The 20,795-nt window shown below is 74.7% G+C and carries 17 protein-coding genes; 11 read left to right on the top strand and 6 right to left on the bottom strand.

What is annotated here, in order from left to right:
• Positions 1-14: 14 nt before the first annotated feature.
• Positions 15-2,177, top strand: coding sequence for a SpoIID/LytB domain-containing protein (locus NYE39_RS06385; protein ID WP_341012156.1), 2,163 nt, complete (start codon positions 15-17; stop codon positions 2,175-2,177).
• Between the two features lie 9 nt (positions 2,178-2,186).
• Here NYE39_RS06385 and NYE39_RS06380 read toward each other — a convergent pair whose 3' ends face one another.
• Positions 2,187-2,825, bottom strand: coding sequence for a CoA transferase subunit B (locus NYE39_RS06380; RefSeq protein ID WP_341012155.1), 639 nt, complete (start codon positions 2,823-2,825; stop codon positions 2,187-2,189).
• A gap of 1 nt (position 2,826) precedes the next feature.
• Entirely contained in the window at positions 2,827-3,648 is an 822-nt protein-coding gene (locus NYE39_RS06375) for a CoA transferase subunit A (protein ID WP_341012154.1), read from the bottom strand.
• 294 nt (positions 3,649-3,942) lie between these two features.
• On the opposite strand from NYE39_RS06375, the gene NYE39_RS06370 reads away from it, so the two are divergent.
• Entirely contained in the window at positions 3,943-5,553 is a 1,611-nt protein-coding gene (locus NYE39_RS06370; protein ID WP_341012153.1) for a peptidoglycan-binding domain-containing protein, read from the top strand.
• Between the two features lie 50 nt (positions 5,554-5,603).
• On the opposite strand, the gene NYE39_RS06365 is transcribed toward NYE39_RS06370, so the two are convergent.
• Positions 5,604-6,317, bottom strand: coding sequence for a TIGR03089 family protein (locus NYE39_RS06365; RefSeq protein WP_341012152.1), 714 nt, complete (start codon positions 6,315-6,317; stop codon positions 5,604-5,606).
• Between the two features lie 49 nt (positions 6,318-6,366).
• Here NYE39_RS06365 and NYE39_RS06360 point away from each other — a divergent pair, with 49 nt between their 5' ends.
• The 4 genes from NYE39_RS06360 to NYE39_RS06345 are packed head-to-tail and all read left to right on the top strand — an operon-like array spanning position 6,367 to position 12,255.
• The gene (locus NYE39_RS06360; protein WP_341012151.1) at positions 6,367-8,463 is read left to right on the top strand and encodes a PDZ domain-containing protein; all 2,097 of its coding nucleotides are present in this window, start codon (positions 6,367-6,369) and stop codon (positions 8,461-8,463) included.
• A 32-nt stretch (positions 8,464-8,495) separates the two neighbouring features.
• The gene (locus NYE39_RS06355; RefSeq protein ID WP_341012150.1) at positions 8,496-10,400 is read left to right on the top strand and encodes a glycosyltransferase family 4 protein; all 1,905 of its coding nucleotides are present in this window, start codon (positions 8,496-8,498) and stop codon (positions 10,398-10,400) included.
• The gene (locus NYE39_RS06350; protein WP_341012149.1) at positions 10,397-11,407 is read left to right on the top strand and encodes a lysylphosphatidylglycerol synthase domain-containing protein; all 1,011 of its coding nucleotides are present in this window, start codon (positions 10,397-10,399) and stop codon (positions 11,405-11,407) included. The genes NYE39_RS06355 and NYE39_RS06350 overlap by 4 nt, the downstream gene beginning before the upstream one ends.
• The gene (locus tag NYE39_RS06345; protein WP_341012148.1) at positions 11,407-12,255 is read left to right on the top strand and encodes a methyltransferase domain-containing protein; all 849 of its coding nucleotides are present in this window, start codon (positions 11,407-11,409) and stop codon (positions 12,253-12,255) included. Before NYE39_RS06350 ends, NYE39_RS06345 begins: the two co-directional genes overlap by 1 nt.
• Before the next feature lie 4 nt (positions 12,256-12,259).
• Here NYE39_RS06345 and NYE39_RS06340 read toward each other — a convergent pair whose 3' ends face one another.
• Positions 12,260-13,078, bottom strand: a complete 819-nt coding sequence (locus NYE39_RS06340) for an aminoglycoside phosphotransferase (RefSeq protein WP_341012147.1) — start codon at positions 13,076-13,078, stop codon at positions 12,260-12,262.
• 32 nt (positions 13,079-13,110) lie between these two features.
• On the opposite strand from NYE39_RS06340, the gene NYE39_RS06335 reads away from it, so the two are divergent.
• Positions 13,111-14,031, top strand: a complete 921-nt coding sequence (locus NYE39_RS06335) for a DNA-3-methyladenine glycosylase family protein (RefSeq protein ID WP_341012146.1) — start codon at positions 13,111-13,113, stop codon at positions 14,029-14,031.
• Between the two features lie 17 nt (positions 14,032-14,048).
• Here the strand turns inward: NYE39_RS06335 and NYE39_RS06330 are convergent, their stop codons facing one another.
• Positions 14,049-14,885 (bottom strand): 2-phospho-L-lactate transferase CofD family protein, encoded by an 837-nt coding sequence (locus tag NYE39_RS06330; RefSeq protein WP_341012145.1) that lies wholly within the window; start codon positions 14,883-14,885, stop codon positions 14,049-14,051.
• A 181-nt stretch (positions 14,886-15,066) separates the two neighbouring features.
• Between NYE39_RS06330 and NYE39_RS06325 the strand changes: the two genes are divergently transcribed.
• Genes NYE39_RS06325 through NYE39_RS06315 form a run of 3 tightly spaced genes read left to right on the top strand, consistent with a single transcriptional unit; the run spans position 15,067 to position 19,888 of the window.
• Positions 15,067-15,336, top strand: a complete 270-nt coding sequence (locus NYE39_RS06325; protein WP_072625172.1) for a WhiB family transcriptional regulator — start codon at positions 15,067-15,069, stop codon at positions 15,334-15,336.
• Between the two features lie 14 nt (positions 15,337-15,350).
• On the top strand, positions 15,351-18,422 hold the full coding sequence (locus tag NYE39_RS06320) for a glycosyltransferase (protein WP_341012144.1): 3,072 nt from the start codon (positions 15,351-15,353) through the stop codon (positions 18,420-18,422).
• Positions 18,419-19,888, top strand: coding sequence for a DUF5719 family protein (locus NYE39_RS06315; protein ID WP_341012143.1), 1,470 nt, complete (start codon positions 18,419-18,421; stop codon positions 19,886-19,888). Before NYE39_RS06320 ends, NYE39_RS06315 begins: the two co-directional genes overlap by 4 nt.
• A 20-nt stretch (positions 19,889-19,908) precedes the next feature.
• Here NYE39_RS06315 and NYE39_RS06310 read toward each other — a convergent pair whose 3' ends face one another.
• Positions 19,909-20,304 (bottom strand): metallopeptidase family protein, encoded by a 396-nt coding sequence (locus NYE39_RS06310; protein ID WP_341012142.1) that lies wholly within the window; start codon positions 20,302-20,304, stop codon positions 19,909-19,911.
• Positions 20,305-20,375: 71 nt separating this feature from the next.
• On the opposite strand from NYE39_RS06310, the gene NYE39_RS06305 reads away from it, so the two are divergent.
• Complete coding sequence (locus NYE39_RS06305; RefSeq protein ID WP_072625168.1) at positions 20,376-20,759, top strand: DUF3499 domain-containing protein; 384 nt, start codon at positions 20,376-20,378, stop codon at positions 20,757-20,759.
• Positions 20,760-20,795: the final 36 nt, after the last annotated feature.

Here is a 20,795-nt window from a genome sequence, read left to right as displayed (position 1 = left end):
GGACAATCACCCGCATGATCAGGGTGGTGCCCCGTCGAGGCCTGCGCTCCCTCGTCGCCATGACGAGCGCGCTCGCGATGACCCTCGTCGGGGTCGGTGCTGCCGGCGCCGACACGGACCGGGCCGGTGCGGCGCCGACGACGACCACGGCCGCCGCCGCGGTCCCGGCCTCGTGGTCCTTCTCCGGCAGCGGCTTCGGGCACGGCGTGGGCATGAGCCAGTACGGCGCCCTCGCCCAGGCCAAGGCCGGGCGCAGCGCCCAGCAGATCCTCGCGAGCTACTACACCGGCACGACCTACGACCAGGTGCCCGACACCCAGACGATCCGGGTCAACATCGTCTCCGGTGCCACGACGACGAGCGTCAGCGGGCGCGCAACCGGCACCAACGGTGGGCGGCTCACCGTCGCCGCCGGCGGGCGCACCCTGACGACGAGCGCCGGCCAGACGCTCACCCTGCGCCGCAGCGGGTCCTCCGTCGTCGCCTCGTGCAGCGGGTGCTCGCCGACCTCAGTCTCCGGCTCGTCGGTCCAGGTGACGTGGGACGAGTCCCGCACCGACCTCGGCCTCGGCTCGAAGAGGTACCGTCACGCCCCCTTCGTCATCACGCCCACCCCGGGTGCCGCGACCCTGCAGGGCGTGCTCCACTTGCGCCTGGCCGACGAGTACCTCGACCAGATCCGCGAGGTGCCGTGGAGCTGGCCGCGTGCCGCGCTCGAGGCCCAGGCGGCCGCCGCGCGCAGCTACGCCCTGCGCAAGGTCTCCGCCGGCGTGCGGTCCGCGTGCGCCTGCCACGTCCACGACAGCATCAGCGACCAGGTCTACGGGCCGGTGCCCGAGGGGGTCGAGGCGAGCGCCTGGCCCCAGTGGCGTGCCGCCGTCGCCGCGGGCGGCAGCAGCACGACGGGCTACGTCCCGCGCTACGCCGGGCAGATCATCGAGGCGCTGTACTCCTCGTCGTCGAGCGGCCGCACGGTCAACAACGAGGATGTCTTCCTCGGTGCGCCGGTGCCCTACCTGCGCAGCGTCTCCGACCCGTGGAGCACCACGGCCGACAACCCCCGGCGCAGCTGGACGACGACGGTCACCGGCACCAAGCTGGCCAGCGCCTTCGGTCTGCCCGACGTCGCCGCGCTCAACCTCTCCGACCGCACCTCCGCGGGCACCGTGCGCACCGCGGTGGCGACCTCGTCGACGGGCGCCACCCGCAGCATGGGTGGCGACGCCATGCGTCGGGCGCTCGGCCTGTCGTCCGCCGCCACCCAGCGGCCGATCTCCCGGACCGCCGGTGCCAGCGCCGCAGACCTCGCCGCAGAGGTCTCACGCAGCAGCGTCCCGGTCTCGGCGAGGAGCGTCGTCATCGCCAGCAGCTACGAGAGCGACGTGGCGCACCTCGTCATGGCCCGGCCGCTGGCCGGCTCGCTGGGAGCACCGCTGCTGCTCAGCGGGCGCAACCAGCTCACCGGGGCGACCGTGCGCGAGCTGGACCGTCGCGGCTCGCAGGTGACGCGGGCCTACGTCGTCGCCGGGTCACCGATGGTCACCTCGAGCGTCGTCGACCAGCTGCGGGCGCGCGGCATCGCCGTGACCCGGGTCGGCCTGTCCGACAAGGACGCCACGGGTGCCGCCGTGGTCGACCTCATGCGTCAGCAGGGCCCGGTCACCGTGGCTGCGGCCTCGACCCAGGCGAGTGTCCCCGAGGCCGGTGCCTTCGCCGCCGTCGCCGGGCCGCGGCGCGAGCCGATCGTGTGGGCGGGCTCGACACGGGTCGGCTGGCGGTCCAAGGCGGCTCTGACGCGCGCCGGCGTGCGCACCGTGCGGCTCATCGGCCCGACGACGCGGGTCCCGTCCGCCGTCGCGAGCGACCTGGTCGCCAGCGGCTTCCGGACCATGCGCTTCTCCGGGTCGAGCTCCTCGCTCGTCTCGGCCCAGCTCGCCGACTACTTCCGCAACAGCTACACCGGCACCCGGGTCGTGCTGGCCCGCACGGGTGGGGGCCGCACGAGCGATCCGGCCATCGCCGCCGGGCAGCGCGCGCCCGTGCTCGTCGTCACGACGAGCGCCCCGGGGTCGGTGACCTCTCTCGTGCAGCGCAGCCCGCACTGGCCGGCCGTGCGGGCGCTCGGCCCGACGACCCGGGTCAGCTCCGCGAGCCTGACCAAGGTCCGTCGAGCCTGACCCGGCTCCTCAGACGAGGTCGACGGTCAGCTCGGCACCCGTCTTGTCGACGACCTCTTCGGTGGTGACGCCGGGAGCGAGCTCGCGCAGGACGAGCCCGTCGGGGGTGACGTCGATGACGGCCAGGTCGGTGATGATCCGCTGGACCACGCCCTTGCCCGTCAGGGGCAGGGCGCACTCCTGCACGATCTTGTGCGAGCCGTCCTTGGCGACGTGCTCCATGAGGACGATGACCTTCTTCGCGCCGTGGACGAGGTCCATGGCCCCACCCATGCCCTTGACCATCTTGCCGGGGATCATCCAGTTGGCGATGTCGCCGTTGGCCGCGACCTGCATCGCGCCGAGGATGGCCGCGTCGACCTTGCCGCCGCGGATCATGCCGAAGCTCGTGGCCGAGTCGAAGATCGAGGCGCCCTTGCGCAGGGTGACCGTCTCCTTGCCGGCGTTGATCAGGTCGGCGTCGACGTCCTCGTCGAGCGGGTAGGGGCCGACACCGAGGATCCCGTTTTCGGACTGCAGGACGATCTCGACGTCGTCGGGCACGTAGTTGGGCACAAGGGTCGGCAGGCCGATGCCGAGGTTGACGTAGTCGCCGTCGGTCAGCTCCGCGGCCGCGCGGGTGGCCATCTGCTCACGGGTGAGCGCCATGTCAGGCACCTGCCTTCGTCGAGTCGGTCGTGGGGGTGACGGTGCGCTTCTCGATCCGCTTGTCGGCGGCCTGCTCGGGGGTGAGCGGGACGACGCGCTGGACGTAGATGCCCGGCAGGTGGATCGCGTCGGGGTCGAGGTCGCCGGGCTCGACGAGCTCCTCGACCTCGGCGATCGTCACGCGGCCGGCCATGGCGCACAGGGGGTTGAAGTTGCGCGAGGTGGTGCGGAACACGAGGTTGCCGTGCCGGTCGCCCCTCCACGCGCGCACGAGCGCGAAGTCGGTGGCGATGGCCTCCTCGAGGACGAACTCGTGGTCCTCGGTCACCGTCGTGCCGTCGGCCTGGCGGGAGGCGACGGCGAAGGTGCGCGTCTCCTTGGCGGGGGAGGCGACCGCGATGTTGCCGGCGTCGTCGTAGCGCCACGGCAGGCCACCGTCGGCGATCTGCGTGCCGACGCCGGTGCGGGTCCAGAAGCCGGCGATGCCGGCGCCGCCGGCACGCAGCTTCTCTGCGAGGGTGCCCTGCGGCGTCAGCTCGACCTCGAGCTCGCCAGAGAGGTACTGGCGGGCGAACTCCTTGTTCTCCCCGACGTAGGAGGAGACCATCCGCCGGATCTGGCCGCCGGCGAGCAGCAGGCCCAGACCCCAGTCGTCGACGCCGCAGTTGTTGGAGATGCACTCCAGGTCACGCACCCCCGTCGACTGCAGCTCGGCGATGAGCACGCTCGGGATCCCGCAGAGCCCGAAGCCGCCCACCGCCAGGGTGGCGCCGTCGGGGATGTCCGCGACGGCCTCGGCAGATGAGGAGACGACCTTGTCCATGACGGCCACGGTAGACGGTCGTCGACGGTGCACCGGTGTGCCCCCGCCACATACCTCTCCGGGACGAAGGGGGTGACTCGCCACCTGCGCGCGGGTCGCGTCCTCGCGCAATGGCCGGAACCGCCGGTGAACCACAGGGACGTAATTACCCCAATGGGTCTGGCGTGTTCTGTGTGACTCGTGGAATAAGAGTGGCTGGACGTGATGTCTGGGATCGCTGTGACAGGTGAGAACCGACGGATCGCCACCGCCCCATCGGGTCCCCCTGCCCGCTTCCCACCAAGGAGCCTCCGCGTGTCACGTTCCGTCCGCCTGGTCGGTGCTGCTCTCATCCCGGCCTTCACCCTGCCCCTCGCCAGCACCGCCGCCGCTCGGCCCAGCGCCGTCCCCGAGCCGCCGACGAACCGGAACCTGCCCAAGGAGCTGGACGTCGCCTCGCCCTACATCCCGCAGTCGGTGTGCGACCCCGACCCGAAGCCGGGCGTCACGGCCTTCGCCCGACTCATGGCCAACCACTACAGCGAGTTCAACTACGGCATCTCCCGGGCCTGCAACTACGGGCTGACCGAGCACTCCGAGGGTCGCGCCCTGGACTGGATGCTCAATGCCTACGACTCGCACGAGCGCGCCGTCGCCGACGGGGTCATCAGCTGGCTGCTCGCCCCCGACTCAGAGGGCCGACCCGCGGCGATGGCGCGCCGCTTCGGGATCATGTACATCATCTGGAACCGCCAGATCTGGGGCACCTACAACATGAGCGCCGGCTGGCGCCCCTACAACGGCGTCAGCCCGCACACCGACCACATCCACTTCTCCTTCAGCTGGGACGGCGCGATGCAGCGCACGTCGTGGTGGACGGGCAAGGCGTGGACCGGCGTGACGACCACTCCCGGTGGGCCCTCGGTGCCGATCCCGGACCCGGACTCCTACCCCACGCTGCGGCAGGGGGCCTCCGGCCCGGATGTGCAGCTGGCGCAGAAGGTCATCGGCGTCACCGCCGACGGTGCCTTCGGCCCGGCGACGAAGTCGGCTCTCATCTCGTGGCAGCGCAAGAACGGCGTCCCGGCCACCGGTGTCCTCGACGAGGCGACGTGGAACCGTATGGTCCTGCTCGGCGAGATCCCGGCCCGCGGCGACGACCAGGGCGGCGACCTGGCCAAGCACATGAAGACCTCGGTGCGTCTCGGCTCGACCGGCGAGGCGGTCAAGGCGCTCCAGCGCACGCTGAAGATCTCGGTCGACGGCACCTTCGGTCCCGCGACGGACAAGGCGGTGCGTGCCTTCCAGAAGGAGAAGCAGCTGCGGGTCGACGGCTTCGTCACGCAGAACGTGTGGAAGGCGCTCGCCGGCGTGCCGTACGTCAAGAACGGCACCAAGCCCAAGCCGAAGCCCGAGCACGACCACCCGCCGGTGGCCTCGCCCAAGGCGCCGGCGCCCCCGTCCAGCGCCGTCGTCGTCACCAAGACCGAGTTCGACAAGGTGCGCTCGACGGTCCTGGCGACCGGCGCGCGCGGTGCGACCGTCAAGGTGCTGCAGCGTGCCCTCGGGGGCGTCGCCGTGGACGGCGCCTACGGCAGCGGCACCGCCAAGGCGGTGCGCAGCTTCCAGCGCTCGGCCGGGCTGTCCGCGACGGGCATCGTCGACGACCGCACGTGGACGGCGCTCGAGGCCCGGGACTACCCCTTCCTCGCCTACCGCCGCACGGTGCTCAAGCCGGGGTCGACCGGCTACCCGGTGCAGCTCGTGCAGACCTACCTCGGCCTCAAGGCCGACGGGAAGTTCGGCACGGCGACCCAGGACGCGGTGCGGGCGCTGCAGGGCCGTCACGGGCTGGCCCGCACGGGCTATGTCGGTGCCGTGACCTGGCAGGCTTTGGAGCGCGAGGTCCGCGCCCGCCGCGGCTGACCGGGCAGGGGTCCGGGGGCTGCACGGCCCGCGACGGAGGGCGTGACCGCTCAGGCGGTGACGCCCTCCGTGCGTGCCCGGCGGTCGAGGGTCGCCTCGTCGGTCTGGCCGAGGTGCACGACGAGCGAGCCGCCGTCGGCCCACACCGCCAGCGCGGTGCGCAGCAGGGCCTCGGCGGAGGGGTCGACGAGCTGCACCCGGGAGCCCGGCGGGCTCGTGGCCCCGGCCCGCGCGACGTCGACGAGCTCGCCGTAGCGGGTCTCCTCGCCCGCCAGGCGCAGCGCGATGTCGTCGTCCTCGGGCTCGGCCCACGGGCTGAAGAGGTCGCCGAAGGTCGACAGGTCGGCCGCCTCGTCCATGACCCCGTCGGGCAGGTCGTGGTCGGACCGTCGGGCCAGCGCGGCCCGGGTGACGAGGACGGCGGGGCCGTCGTCGGGCAGCCGCTCGGGTTCATCGCTGACGACGAGGTCGGCCCCCGCGCCGCCGTCGAGGTCGACGACCGCGCCGACCGACCAGACGGCCCAGGCCCAGTAGAGCAGCCGCCAGTGGGGGCGCAGGGCGAGGTGGACGACGGAGCCGGGCTCGAGGTCCCACTCCTCCTGCAGGGCATTGGCCGCCTTGCTGACCCAGGTGCCGAGGACGCGGCCGGACAGCTCGACCCGCTCGCCGGCCGTCGGCCCCGGCAGGTCGTCGTAGCAGGTGACCCGCGGGGCGGCGGAGTCGGTGCGGTTGATCGTCGTCAGGACCTCGGCAGGGGTGGGCATGCCTCCACCCTACGAAGGGGGAGTCCGTCTGCCGGATAGCGTGGCCGCCGTGGACCCGTCGACGCACGCCCCGCGTGGCCTCGCCCCGGCTCTCGAGCGATGCGTCGTCGCGGCGGCCCTGTGGGTCGTCGTCCTCGGCTTCGCCGGGTCGCTCATCGCGTGGGTCGGCGCCTGGGTGCCGCTCGTCGGCGCGCTGACCGCCGTCATCGCGGCGGCACTCGCCTGGCGCATCTCCGGTCGCCTCCCGCGGCCCGGGGGGACCCCCCTTCGTCCCGTGCCGGCGGCGGCGCTCGTCGTGGGCGTCCTCGCGGTGACCGTCTGGACGGGCCTGACGCACTCCGAGCAGGTGCTGCCTCGGCGCGACTCGGCGAGCTATCTGCAGGCGACGATCTACGTCGCCGAGACCGGCGTGCGGCCGGTGGCGATCGACGCCGAGACGATCGGCGGACCCGAGACCCTCGCCGAGGAGGGCCTGACCCTCGAGGCGCCTGCCTTCTACGAGACCGGGTCGCCGCAGGAGCCGGTCGTGCAGCCGCAGTTCATGCCCGGACCGGCGCTCGTCTACTCGCTGCCCTGGTGGGCCGGGGGCGCGACGGCCACGCTGTGGGCCCCCGCGGTCCTCGGCGGGCTCGCGCTGCTGGCGATCGGCCTGCTCGTCGCCCGCACCGTCTCGCCGTGGGCGGCCGCGCCGGCGGCGGTCCTCGTGGGCGCCTGCTTCCCGTGGCTGCACACCGCCCGGTCGACCTACTCCGAACCCCTCGCCGGGCTGACGCTCGCCGCCGGCTTCCTCGCCCTGACCCTGCTCGTGCGCGCCGCCGAGGACCGCCGGCCCGCGGAGGGCGGGGGCGCCGGCACGTGGGCCGGGGCCGCGCTGCTCGCGGGCGCCCTCGTCGGCGGCACCTCGATCGTGCGCATCGACGCCCTGCGCGAGACGATGCTGCTCGTCCCGGTCGCCGCCCTGCTGCTGGCCCGTGGCCGCGGCTGGGCGCGCGGCCTGCTCGTCGGCGCGGGGGCGACCACGCTGGCGGGCTTCGCCGTCGCGGGGGTCATGAGCTGGCGCTACCTCGGCGAGATCGGCTCCTCCCTCGTGCCGCTCGTCGCTCTCGTGGTCCTCATGTCGCTCGTCTGCTGGTGGCTGCTGCGGCGCTCGCGACGCGGCTGGTCCCTGCCCGCCGCGCTCGCGTCGCGGCTGCCCGCCGGCCTCGCCGTCGCCGTGGTCGTCGTCGGGGTGGGGCTCTCCCTTCGACCGCTGGTGATGACGGTGCGGCAGGATCCTCGCGACCCCGGAGCCATGTACGTCGCCCGGATGCAGGCCGAGCTCGGCCTGCCGGTCGACGGCGGCCGCACCTATGCCGAGCACTCCGTCGACTGGCTCGCCTGGTGGGTGGGGCCAGCCGCACTGGTCGTCGCCCTCGTCGCGCTGGCGCTCCTCTGGCGCGCGCTCGGCACCTGGTGGACGAAGGGGGGACCCGTCCCGTCGTGGGGTGGCGTGCTCTTCGTGACGACCGGGTCGACCCTGCTCACGCTGTGGCGCCCGGGCATCACGCCCGACCACCCGTGGGCCGACCGGCGACTGCTCGTCGCCCTGCCGCTCGTCATCGTGCTCGCCGTCGCGGCCGTGGCGTGGGCCGGACGGTGGGTTCGTCGTCGTCACGGCACCCTCGCCGCCGGGGTGGTCGCCACCGGGCTCCTCGCGGTGACGGCGGTGCCGACGACGCTGGCGACCTGGCCGCACCGTGCGGAGCGTGTCGAGGCCGGGGGACTGGCCGCGGCGGCCGACTACTGCCGGGCCCTCGAGCCCGGTGACGTCGTCCTCGCCGTCGACGACTGGGCGGTCAACCACTGGACCCAGGTGACCCGCGGCATGTGCGGCGTGCCCGCCGTCGCCACGACCGGGCGGCTGCGGGACGACCCGGACCGGGTGCGGGCGGCGGCGGAGCGGCTCGACGAGCGGGTCCGGGCGCGCGGCGGCCGGGTGCTGCTCGTCGCACACCGTGAGCGCTCGAGCCTCACCGACATCGGCGCCCGGGACGTGCGCGAGGTGCTCGACACGACGATCCCCGAGGACCCGCACGTCCTGGAGACACGGCCGGAGCGACTCGACCCGCTTCGCCTCACCGTGTGGACCGGCCGTGTCGGCCGATGAGCCGGCCGGACGTCGCATAGGCTGCCCACGACATGGATGACGCCACGTTGAAGATCGCGGTCGTCGGGCCGACCCACCCCTACAAGGGCGGCGTGGCCTCGCACACCACGACGCTCGCCCACGAGCTCGAGGCGGCCGGTCACGACGTGACCCTGGTGTCCTGGAGCCACCTCTACCCGAGCTTCTTCTACCCGGGGGAGCAGTCGGTGCCGAGCTCCGGCGACCCCGACGTGCCGCCCTTCCCGCGCACCGTCCGCGCGCTGTCCTGGGCCCGGCCGGACTCGCTGGTGCGCGCCGGGCGTCGGCTGCGCGAGGTCGACATCATCATCGTCGTCCACGTCATCCCGCCCGTCGTCCCGCTGCACCTGACGCTGCTGCGGGCCGCCGGCGTCGGCCGCACGGCCATGAGCGGTCGCGGGCCGCGCAGCGTCGTCATCGCCCACAACGTCCTGCCGCACGAGCCGCACCCCGGCGACGCGGCCCTGATGCGCACCTTCTTCCGCCGGGTCGACGCCGTCGTCGTCCACTCGGCCGAGCAGTCGCGACTGGCCCGCGACCTCGACGCCGAGCACGTCGTCGTCACCGACCTGCCGCCGCACCTGCCCGGGGGCGACCCCGCCGAGCGACCGGACCACCGGGGCCCGGCCCGGCTCCTGGCCCTCGGTCTCGTGCGCGGCTACAAGGGGATTGACGTGCTCCTGCGCGCGGTGCTGCGGGTGCCCGACGTGACCCTCACGGTGGCCGGCGAGATCTGGGGCGACGCCGGCGACGAGATCCGCCGACTCGCCGAGCACCGCAGCCTGCGCGACCGGGTCGAGATCCACAGTGGCTACGTCCCCGCCGAGCGGATCGCGCCGCTGCTCGCCCAGCACGACGTGCTCTCGCTGACCTACCGCAGCGCCACCGCGAGCCAGAACGTCCTGCTCGCCCACCAGCACGGGCTGGCCGTGCTCGCCTCCGACGTGGGGACCTTCGGCGACCAGGTGCACGACGGCGTCGACGGCTACCTCGTGCCACCCGAGGACGAGGACGCGATCGTCGAGGTGCTCCAGCGGCTCGTCGACCCCGACGAGGTCGCGCGCATCCGCGGGGGCGTCACGCCGCCCGACCTGCACGCGCCATGGGCCCGCTACGTCGGCACCCTCGAGGCGCTGAGCACCCGCGACGTCCTGGCCGACCCGACCCTCGCCGCGCCGGCGCGCCGCCAGTCGCGACTCGGGCGGATCGCCGACCGGGCCGAGGACGTCGTCGCCCTCGCCCGCGTCGCCCGTGACCGTCGTCGCCCCCGGCTGGAGCTGAGCCGCAGCGACTTCCCGGCGTGGGTGCGCGCCACCGACGTCCTCGCCCACGACGACGAGGCCCGGCGGGCCCGCGAGCTGGCGCGCGACCTCGGGCTGCCCCGGGGCGGTGACGAGCTCGCCGAGTGGGCGGCGCTCGGCGCGCTCGAGGTGCTCGTCGCGATGCAGGACGACGGCGGGCGGCGTGAGGCACTGATCATCGACGCCTCCGGCAGCGGGTCCCCCTTCGGCCGGTGGGCCCGGGCCGCGGGCTACGTGCCCGTCGAGGTCGAGCTCACCGGAGCCCGCTCGTCGATGACCCTGCTCGACGTCGACACCGCCAGCCTCGACGTCGTCACCCGGCTGCACCCCGACGACGCGACCGCCGCCGACATCGACGAGACGCTCACCCAGGCCGGCTGGGCCCTGCGGTCCGGCGGGCTGCTCTGCCTCACCCTCCCCGTCGGGGGCACGGGCGAGGACGTCATCGGGGGAGCGGCCGACCTGCGGGCGGTCGTCGCCCGCGCGGCCGACGCGGGCTTCGCGCTCGTGGGCGACGTCGACGGCGACCTCACGGCCCGGCTGCGGCACGCCTCCCGGGTGAGTGCCGACCCCGACGCCGCCCACGCGCTCGTCCGGCTCACGCTGCGGCGCCGATGAGCCGGGTCGGGGCGGGAGCGCCCGGGAGGCCGCGGCGGACCCGGCGCAAGCGGGTCCTCGACGTGCTGCGCATCGGCTTCCTCGTCCTCGTCCTCGTCGCCGTCGGCATCGCGCTGTGGTCCAACTGGGAGGAGGTCCGCGGCGACCTCGGGCGGATCGGCCCGGTGACCCTGCTCGCCGCCACAGCGCTCGCGATGCTCTCGCCCTTCGTCACCGTGCTCGGCTGGCGGGTGCTCCTCGCCGACCTCGGGTCGCGTCTGCACATCGCGCCCGCGAGCGGGGTCTTCTTCGTGGGGCAGCTCGGCAAGTACCTGCCCGGGTCGGTGTGGTCGGTCGTCGTGCAGACCGACATGGCCCACCGGCTGGGCGTACCGCGGCGGCGCACGGCGGTCGTCGGGCTGCTGACGATCGCCCTCTCCGCGCTCACCGGCATGATCCTCGGCCTGCCCGCGCTGCCCGTGCTGCTCACCCGCGGCGACGCGGTCGTGCCGTGGTGGTCGCTCGTGCTCATCATCGGCGTGCTCGGGCTGCTGCTCTGGCCGCCGGTGCTCAACCGCGGCATCCGCACGATGCTGCGGCTGCTGCGCCGCGACCCGCTCGAGCACGACCTCACCTACGCGGCCGTCGGCCTGTCGAGCCTGTGGTTCGCCAGCTCCTGGCTCGTCGGTGGGCTGTCGGTGTGGGTCATGGCACGCAACCTCGCACCCGACGACGCCGACGCCTCGCGCCTGCTGCTCGTCGCCGTCTCGGGCTATCTCCTCGCCGCCGGCATCGGCATGTTCAGCATCGTCGTGCCGGCCGGCGTGGGGGTGCGCGACGGCGTGATGATCCTGCTGCTCGCCACGTCGATGTCGATCTCGGCGGCGACCGCGGTCGTCGTCGTGGCCCGCTTCCTCACCGTCCTGGCCGATGTCGTCTGGGCCGCCGTCGGGTGGCTCTGGGCGAAGACGCACGACCTGCTCCCTTCGCCCGCCGGCCCGGGCGCCGCCCCGCAAGGAGATCGCTGATGACCGACCCGATGCCGACCCGCCAGGTCGCGGCTCCTCCCGGAGGCCGCCTGCTCGCCCTCGCCAAGCGGGGTGCCGAGCACCTGCTGTGGGGCCGCGTCGCCCTCCAGCGCCGCCTCGAGGCCCGCACGAAGGGGGCCCGCCCCGTCCCCACGAGCGTGCCCCCGACCGGCGTGCTCACCGACGAGGCGACGTGGCGGCGGGCCACCGAGGAGGCACGCCGGCTCCGCCTGCCGCTCCACCGCGATCTGCCGAAGAACTGGGACGCCCTCGGGGCCGTCGCCGCCGTGCTCGACCTCGTCGACGACGGCACCCGTGGCGCGCGAGTCATGGACGCCGGCAGCGCCCGCTACTCACCGGTGCTGCCGTGGCTGCGCCTCTTCGGCTTCGGCGCCGCGCCCGGGTCGCTCATCGGCATCAACCTCGAGTTCGGCCGGCAGGTGACCCGCGACGGGGTGGTCTTCCGCTACGGCGACGTCACCGACACCGGCCTGCCGACCGGGCACCTCGACGCCATCACCTGCATGTCGGTCATCGAGCACGGCGTCCCGCTCGAGGGCTTCGTCGCCGAGTCGGCGCGCCTGCTGCGCCCCGGCGGTGTGCTCGTCGTCTCGACGGACTACGACCAGGACCCGCCGGACACGACGGGCAAGGTGATCTACGGCTCGCAGGTCCACATCTTCTCGCCGGACGAGATCCGTGACCTCGTGGCCATGGCCGACCGCCACGGCCTCGAGCTCGTCGGCTCGATCGACGAGGCGACGCTGGCGCACAGCGAGCGACCGGTCCACTGGGCGAGGGTCGACCTCGACTACACCTTCATCCTGCTGACCTTCCGCAGGCGCTGAGGCCTCAGGGCCGCATCTGCGCCAGCAGCGGGGCGAGTGCCGCCTCGTAGGCGGGCAGGTCCACAGGGTGGTCGCTGACGACGCGGAAGATCGCCGCTCGCAGCATCGCCTGCCCGTGCGGGCCGGCGGACCAATCGTGCATGACGAGCGGGTCCGCGTGCCCGCCCACGACGCAGTCGAGCACTGCCGTCGCCTCGGCCCACAGGGCCGGCCGCCAGTACGGCGCGAGGTCGACGACGACCGGAGCACCTCGAGGGTCGAGCAGGATGTTGCCGGCGAGGTCGCCGTGGACGAGCTGGGCGGGCCCGAGGTCGGTGTCGTCGCGTGCCGCGGCCAGACGCGCGAGCAGGTCGACGCGCTCGGCCCCGAGGGCGTCGGCAGGCAGCGGGCGCTCGCCGAAGGCCACCCGCTCGGCCTCGGCCCACCGCCCCACCGGAGGCTCCTGCGCCGGTGGCCAGGAGGCGACGACCCGAGCGAGTTCCGCGTGCAGCACGGCGCCGACGGCCCGGGTCGCGGCGAGGTCGGTGAGCTGTCGGGTCCCGGGCTCGAAGCGCGAGGCGGCCCAGCCGTCGACGACCCAGCTGCCGTCGCGTGCGGGCACCGGCATCGCGATCCGCAGGTCGCGATGGTCGCGCCCGGGGCGCGTGTCGAGGTCGACCGCCAGCCGGGCGAGCACCGGGCTGAGCAGGTCCTGGACCCGTGGCCCACGCCCGGGGGAGAGCACGAGGTCGCCGGCGCGGACGCTGCCGCCCTGCCCGCCGGTGAGGGGCTCGATGTCGCCCGGGACCGCAAACATGTCGAGCACGTGCTCCGTCGGTCGCATGCCTGTCACCGTACGGCGGCACAATCGACGGCGTGACCTCCGCACCCATCACCCGGCGCCACCGCCCGCCGGTGCCCGTCGACCTCGGGCTGGTGCTGCCCCCCTTCGTCCGTGGTGCCGGGGACCCGACGAGCCACCGCGCCCGTGACGGCTGGTGGTTCGGCTGGACCACGCCGGCCGGCACGGTGACCCTCCACCTCAGGGCCGAAGGGAGCGAGGTCGTCGCCACGGCGTGGGGAGACGGTGGCGACTGGATGCTCGACCGGCTCCCTGACCTCGTCGGCGGCCGCGACGACCCCGAGACCTTCGTCCCGCACCACGAGCTCGTCGCCCGCGGGTGGCCGCGGATGCGCGGCTGGCGGGTCCCTGCCAACGGCCTCGTCGCGCAGATGCTCGTGTGCTCCGTGCTCGAGCAGCGGGTCACGGGGCGCGAGGCCTTCAGCAGCCAGCGCCAGCTCGTGCGCCGCTACGGCTCGCCCGCCCCGGGGCCCGGCGAGGAGCTCGGGCTGATCTGCCCGCCCACGCCCGCCGAGTGGGCCCACATCCCCTCGTGGGCCTGGCTGCGGGCGGGCGTCGACGGTGCCCGGTCGCGGGTCGTCGTCGGTGCGATGCGCGTGGCCGGACGGCTCGACGCCTGCGCCGACCTGACGCTGGCGCAGGCGCACGCGCGGATGCGCTCGCTCCCCGGCATCGGTGTCTGGACCGCCGCCGAGGTCGCCCAGCGGGCGCTGGGAGATGCCGACTCACCGAGCTTCGGTGACTACCACGTCGCCAAGGACGTGACGCTCGCGCTCGACGGGGTCGTCGGCGACGACGCCCGCATGGCCGAGCTGCTCGAGCCCTATGCCGGTCAGCGCTATCGCGCCCAGGTGGTCATCACCGCCACCGCCGGCCACCGTCCCCGCCGGGGCCCCCGACGGTCCCTGCCGACCCACCTGCCGACGCGCTTCTGAGGCGGCTGGCCGGCGGGTCAGGCGTGGGCGAGGACGTCGGCGGGGGAGGCGTCGGTGGGCAGCCAGGTGACGCGCAGGTCGCGGTAGAGGCCGGCGACACCGGAGGCTGTGGGGTCGATGCCGACGGCGGCCAGCGAGGGGCCGAGGTCGGTGAGGTCCGGGGTGATGCCGACGATCTTCGCCGAGGTGCCGCGGAGGGCATCGCGGACGCCGGGGACACCGAGCACGATGCCGATCGACAGGACCGGGTCGCCCCCGGGGAGCACGACGACGTCGGCCTCACGGATCGCGTCGAGGACGCCCGGGGCCGCCGCGGCGCGGTCCATGCCCGCGACGACGAAGCGGGTCGCGGCGGGGGAGCCGAGCTCGTGGCGCCACTGCTGGACGTGGACGGCTCGCTGCTCCTCCTGCTCGTCGAGGACGACGTGGGTCTCGACGGGGACGTCGCTCATGGGGAGCAGTCTGACCCCCTTCGCCGGCAGGCCGCGGCGCTCGGCGAGGCGCTGGGTGACCTCGCTGGGCGTGGCGCCCTGACCGAGCCATGCGGTCCGAGCCAGGTGGGTGCCGATCTCGCGGTCGGTGACCGGGTACCACTGGGGCTGGACGCCGAGGGCGTGCAGCTCGTCGGTGACGAGGGAGGGGGCGGCGCCGGCCGTGCCGGGGTCGTCGGGGGAGAGGTTGGCGAGCAGCCCGTCGATCTCCGGGGAGATCCGCAGTCCCCACAGGGAGATGTCGTCGCCGGTGTTGGCGATGACGGTGACCTCGGGTGCCGGGGCGGGGTCCCCGGGGTGGTCGACGAGGCCGCGGACGAGTCGGGAGCCGGCGGGGCCGCCGGAGATCACGGTGATGCGCATGGAGGACATGCTCTCAGCCCACGAAGGGAGTGCCGCCCCCCAGTGGACCGTTCGACGCTTCCATAGCCTGCTCGGCTTGACGACGCACGCATGACACGCATGTAATTACAGACATGTCAGGCCGAAGAACCATCGGTGTGGCGTGAAGTACAGGGTCGAGTGCCGAGGTCGAGGAGGGACCATGCACGAACTTCAGCTGATCACCGGTGGAGAACTCGCCGACGAATCCACGGAGCTGTCCTGGCAGGAGCGTTCACTCTGCGCCCAGACGGACCCCGAGGCGTTCTTCCCCGAAAAGGGAGGATCCACGCGCGAGGCCAAGAAGGTCTGCGTCGGGTGCGAGGTGCGACAGGAGTGCCTCGAGTACGCCCTCGAGCACGACGAGCGCTTCGGCATCTGGGGTGGCCTGTCCGAACGCGAGCGACGCAAGCTCAAAAAGCGCGCAGTCTGACTGTCGGCGAGGTCGTGACGCAGCCCACCCCCGCGAGTTCCACCGCCACACCCTCTCGGCGGACGACGGCGCCCCCGGCGACCGTCACCGCAGTCGTCGTCGCGCGCGACCGTGAGGGGACCGGGCAGGTCCTGAGCGCCCTCCTCGCCCAGGACCGTCTGCCCGACCGCATCCTCCTCGTCGACGGCGCGATCGACGGACTCGGCGACACGAGCGACCTCCTCGCTCCGGTCGGCGAGGCCGACATCGAGGTCCTCACCACGACCCTCGGCCCCCGACGCGGGGTCCGCCGGATCCTGCCGGCGATGATCGACCGGTTGCCCCGCGCCGACGTGGGCCGCGACCTCGTGTGGGTCCTCACCTCGCGCACGCGACCGCACCCTCAGGCGCTGCGTCGTCTCGTCGCCGCCAGCGGCCGGGGTGTCGGTCTCGCCACGCCCAAGCTCGTCGACGAGCGCGACCCGAGCCGCCTCGTGCGGATGGGCCTGCAGGTGACCCGCTCCGGCCGCATCGTCCCCCACCCCGAGGCCGGCACGACCGACCAGGGCCAGCACGACGCCGACGTCGACGCCATCGCCGCGCCCCTCGAGGGGCTGCTCATCGACCGTGACACCTACGAGCGGCTCGACGGGCACGACCCCTCCCTGGGCGACTTCGGTGGCGACCTCGACCTCGGCTGGCGCTCGCAGCGGGCCGGCCGCCGGGTCGTCGTCGTGCCCACGGCCGCCGTCGCGGTGCGGCCCACGGCGGCCGAGCGGCACCCGTCCCACGAGCACCGGCGTCAGGCCCGCCGGGCCGCGCTGACCCGGGCGCACGTGGCGACCGCGCCACTGCTCGCGCTGTGGGTCCTGCTGAGCAGCCTCGTCACGGGGCTGGCGCTCGTCGTCCTCAAGCGCCCCGGCATGGGGGCCGACGAGCTCGCGAGCATCCCCGCCGCCCTCGACCTGAGGACCCTCCGGTCCCGGCTGCGGGGGCGAGCCCCGCGCGAGGTCGCGCGCGCCGACCTCGACGCGCTCTTCGTCACCCCCGCCGACGCCCGTCGTCGGATCGTCGACGACGCCCGCAGCGGCGTCGGGCGCGATCCGGGCGTCGAGGCCCGCTCCCTCGAGGTCGAGCGCAGGGGAGGGTGGTTCGCCCACCCGCTGCTGTGGCTCGTCCTGCTCGCCGCGGGGCTGTCCGCGTGGTCGGCCCGCCACATCACCGGCGAGCTGCGCCACCGCGTCGACTCGGGTCTGGTCGGCGGCGAGCTGCCCGGCGGTCGCGCGACCGCCGGCCAGCTCTGGGACGCCTGGTGGACCGGCTGGCACGGTCAGGGCTGGGGGGCCGCGGGCGAGCAGAGCCCCGCTCTCGTCGTGCTCGCCGGGCTGTCGGCGCTCGTCTCCTGGCTCCCCGGCCTCGGCGCGAGCCACTCGCCCGCCGGTGTCGTCCTGGCCCTCCTCGTCGTCACGGCCCTGCCGGTCGCGGCGGCCACCGCCTGGGGCGCCAGCCGCACCTTCTCGACGCACCGGTGGGTGCGTGCCGCGGCCGCCCTGGCGTGGGTGACCACCGCGCCGGCCGCGCTGGCCGTGGGCGAAGGGAGGATCGGTGCCCTCCTCGCGCTGGTCCTGCTGCCGCGCATCGCCGCCGGTCTCGTGCGGGCGACGCGCCGTCACACCGCCTACAGCGACACCGTGCGCACGGCGCTGTGGGCGACCCTGCTCGCGACCGTGGCCCCCGTCTTCGGCGTGGTGACGGTCGTCGTCGGCCTCGGTCTGCTCCTCGTCGGTGACGCGCGCCGTCGGGCCCGCGGGATCACCCTCGCGCTCACCCCCTTCGTCCTCGCCGGGCCGTGGCTGCTCGCGCTCCAGGCGCAGCCCGCCCGCCTGCTCACCGGGTGGGGCCTGACCGACCTGCAGATCGCGACGCCCGCGACCCGGCTCGCCCTGGGGCAGCTGCCCGGTGGAGCCCCGACGACGTGGTGGACCGCGGCGGTCCTCGCCCTCGGGGTCCTCGCCCTGGCCGTGCCCGGCCGGCGCCCCGGCTCGTGGGTCGCCGCCGGAGTCGGTCTGGTCGGTCTGGCCTGGACCCTCGGGGCGCCGCACCTCGTCCTCGGCCACCGTCCGGCCGGTGCCGCGGACCCGGGGGCCGCCGTGACCGCGTGGGCTGGCCTCGGCCAGATCGTGCTCGTCGGCAGTGCCCTCGTCGCGGTGCTGCTCGCCTCCGACACGCTGCCGGACCGGCTGCGCGGTGCCGGCCGTCGACTGTGGCTCCTCGTGCCGGCGGTCGGCCTGACCGTGGCGGCCGTCGGCAGCGGGGTCGTTGTCGGCCAGCACTCCTACGGCGACGGGCTGACGACCTGGCGCGACCCGCGCCCGCTCGTTGCGACCGCCGCTGCCGAGGGGGATCTGGGCGCCAAGACCCTCGTCGTCGAGGCCGCCGGCGAGGGTGTGACCTACCGCCTCGTCGGGGCCGAGCCCGGTGACCTGGTGCGCGACCTGGCCGAGAGCTCGCCCCCCGTGCCCGGCGAGGAGGACGTGGCGGCCGCCGTCGCGCAGCTCCTCGGCGCCGGCGAGGGGCAGCGGCTGCCGGCCGACGTGCTCGCCGAGCAGGGCGTCTCCCACCTCGTCGTGGTCGACCCGAGCGAGGCCCGGCGCCGACTCGTCGACGCCTCACCGGGCTTGAGCCGACTCGGCTCCAGCGCCGGGACCACGACCTGGGCGGTGCGCTCGGACCTCACCGGCGATTCCGTGCCCTCGCGCGTGCGGGTCTCCACCGAGCGGACCAGCGAGGCCGTCGCCGTCGAGGGCCCGCACGCCGACACCGACGGCGACGTCTCCGTCCCACGGGCCGACACGCTCACCATCGCCGAGTCGCTCGACTGGAGCGACCGCGCGCAGGTGCGCGCCGACGGGCGCCTCCTCACCGCCCAGACGCACAGCGCGGTCCCGACCTACGAGCTGCCGGAGCGCACCGATGAGGTGAGCGTCTCCTTCGGGGCCGGCCACCCGTGGTGGAAGCTCGGGCAGGGGATCGCGCTCGTCCTGGCCCTCTACCTGGCCCTGCCGACCGAGCGGCGGATCGACCCCGACGAGGAGGACGCCCGATGAGGCCGTCCCGCCCCTGGCTGACCCCGGTCTCGCGGGTGCTCGCCGTCGCGGTCGTCGCCGGTGCCGGCGTGGTCGGTGCCGACCGCATCGGGGCCGCGCCCGAGGCGACCTCCGCCCCGGACGGCGCGTCGAGCGCCGCGACCACCCTGACGACCTCCTACTGCCCTGGAGACCCCTTCGCGGGTGGGGCAGAGGACTCCCCGGCCGTCGACGTCACGGGGGCGATCGACGCGATGGCCGCTCCCGGCGAGGTGCTCGACGGTGTCGTCAGCCCCTCGGACGACCCGGGCCGGATCACCGTCGAGGAGTTGTCGAAGGCGAGCGCCACCGACCCCAAGGACTCCTCGGAGAGCGGCCCGACGCAGGTGTCGCGCGACGAGCTCGGCGCCGAGTCGGTGCGCGTGCGGGGCACCGGCGAGCGGGCTCCGGGCCTCGTCGCGACCGAGTCCTTCACCGCCTCCGGTGAGGACGTCCAGGGTCTGGCCGCCCTCCCGTGCGCCGCTCCCACGGCCGATGCGTGGCTCGTCGCCGGCGGCGGCGACCGCGGCCGGCAGGAGCGGCTCGTCCTGACCAACCCGGGCGGCAATGCCGTCAGCGCCCGGGTCGAGGCCGTCGGTGCCGATGGCGGCGGCGACGCCAAGGGCCGCTCGGTGGTCGTGCCAGCCGGCGGCCGCAGCACCGTGCTGCTCGACAGCCTCGGCGGCACCGAGGCGCCGCAGGCCGTGCACGTGACGACGACCGGCGGTCTCGTGGCCCCGGTGATCGTCGACCAGCATCTCGACGGGCTGACCCCGGCAGGGGTCGACGTCGTGGGCCCGACCGCGCAGCCGGGCACGCGCCTGGTCCTCCCGGGCAATGCCAACGGCTCCGACCGCGGTCTGGTCATCGCGGCTCCCGGCGATCGCGACGCCGTCGTCCAGGTCCGCCGGCTGAGCGAGGATGCCGCCCGCAGCGCCGAGGTCGTCACCGTCCCGGCCGGTGAGGTCGTCGACGTCGACCTCGAGACCTCCGACGGCATGCGCTCCTGGCTCGTCGAGTCCGACGAACCCGTCGTCGCCGCCTCCTGGACCCGGGCCGAGGGCACGCAGGGGCGCAGCGACATGGCCTGGTCGGTCGCCACGCCCGCGATCGGGCGACTGGCCGGGGTGGCGCTGCCGAGCGCGAGCGCCGACGACGCACGGACCTTCGTCGAGGTGACCGCGGCCGACGGTCCCGCCGAGGTGGAGGTGCTCGTCTCCCGGGACGGTGAGGTGAGCACCGAGGAGGTGAGCCTCGACGAGGCCCGCAGCCAGGCGCTGCCGGTGGGACGGGCCGATGCCGTGTGGGTGCGCCCGGTGAGCGGCCGCGTGCACTCCGCGGCGCTCGTCCTGAGCGCGCCCGGCGCGCAGGAGGCGCAGGCCGCCTCGCTGCCGCTGCTGCCCTCGCGCGTCGCCGTGCGCGACGTGCCGGTCGTCCAGGCCCGCTGACCTCCCTTCGCAGGGTTGGGTCAGCGGGGCGGATCGATCTCGTCGGGGTCGACCCCGAGCAGGCGCGCGACCTGCTCGACCATGACCTCGTGGACGACCTCCGCCTGGTCGGTGCCGCGGGAGATCGTCTCGACGGGGCGGCGGTAGACGACGATGCGCGCCGGCAGGGGCCCGTGCGCCGGCCACAGCCGGGCGAGGGGCACGCCCTCCTCCCAGCTGGCGGGGTCCGACGGAGGGATGTCCTCGACGGCGAACTCCACGTCGCCCCACCGGCGCCCGAGCACGCCGCGGAAGCGCTGTGCGGTGTCGATGACGAGGTCGTCGAAGGCCTCCGCCCGGGTCGCCATCGCCGGGACGGCAGGGTGCGCGAGCGGGCCGCGCAGGCCCCGGCCACGACGATCTCGATGACGACTCACCCTCCCGATCGTAGGTGGCGGCCGACGGCGTGGCGTCGCACATCGCGGCGATCGTGGCCTAGCCTGCACGGGTGTCCGTCTCTCGCCAGTGCTCCCGTGCCGCGTGCCCGCGACCGGCGGCGCGGACCCTGACCTACGTCTACTCCGACTCCACGGTCGTCCTCGGCCCGCTCGCCACCTACGCCGAGCCCCACGCCTACGACCTGTGCGACGACCACGCCGACCGGCTCACCGCTCCTCGCGGCTGGGACGTCGTGCGGCTGGCCGCCGACCAGCCGGCGCCGGCCACCCACGACGACCTCGTCGCGCTCGCCGAGGTCGTGCGCCGCCGCCCCGAGCCGCAGACCGACTCCGAGCGCACCCGGCACGTCGCCACCAGTGCGCGACCGGAGCCGACGAGCGTCACCGAGACCGGGCGTCGTGGCCACCTGCGCGTGCTGCGCGACCGCGACTGATCCCGCCCCCGACGCCCCCGCCGGGCGAACTAGGCT

It is taken from the genome of Janibacter sp. FSL W8-0316, from assembly GCF_038004165.1.
Classification (GTDB): Bacteria; Actinomycetota; Actinomycetes; order Actinomycetales; family Dermatophilaceae; genus Janibacter; species Janibacter indicus.
The sequence above is the reverse complement of the archived record's forward strand: the minus strand, read 5'-3'. Positions and strand labels throughout refer to the sequence as shown.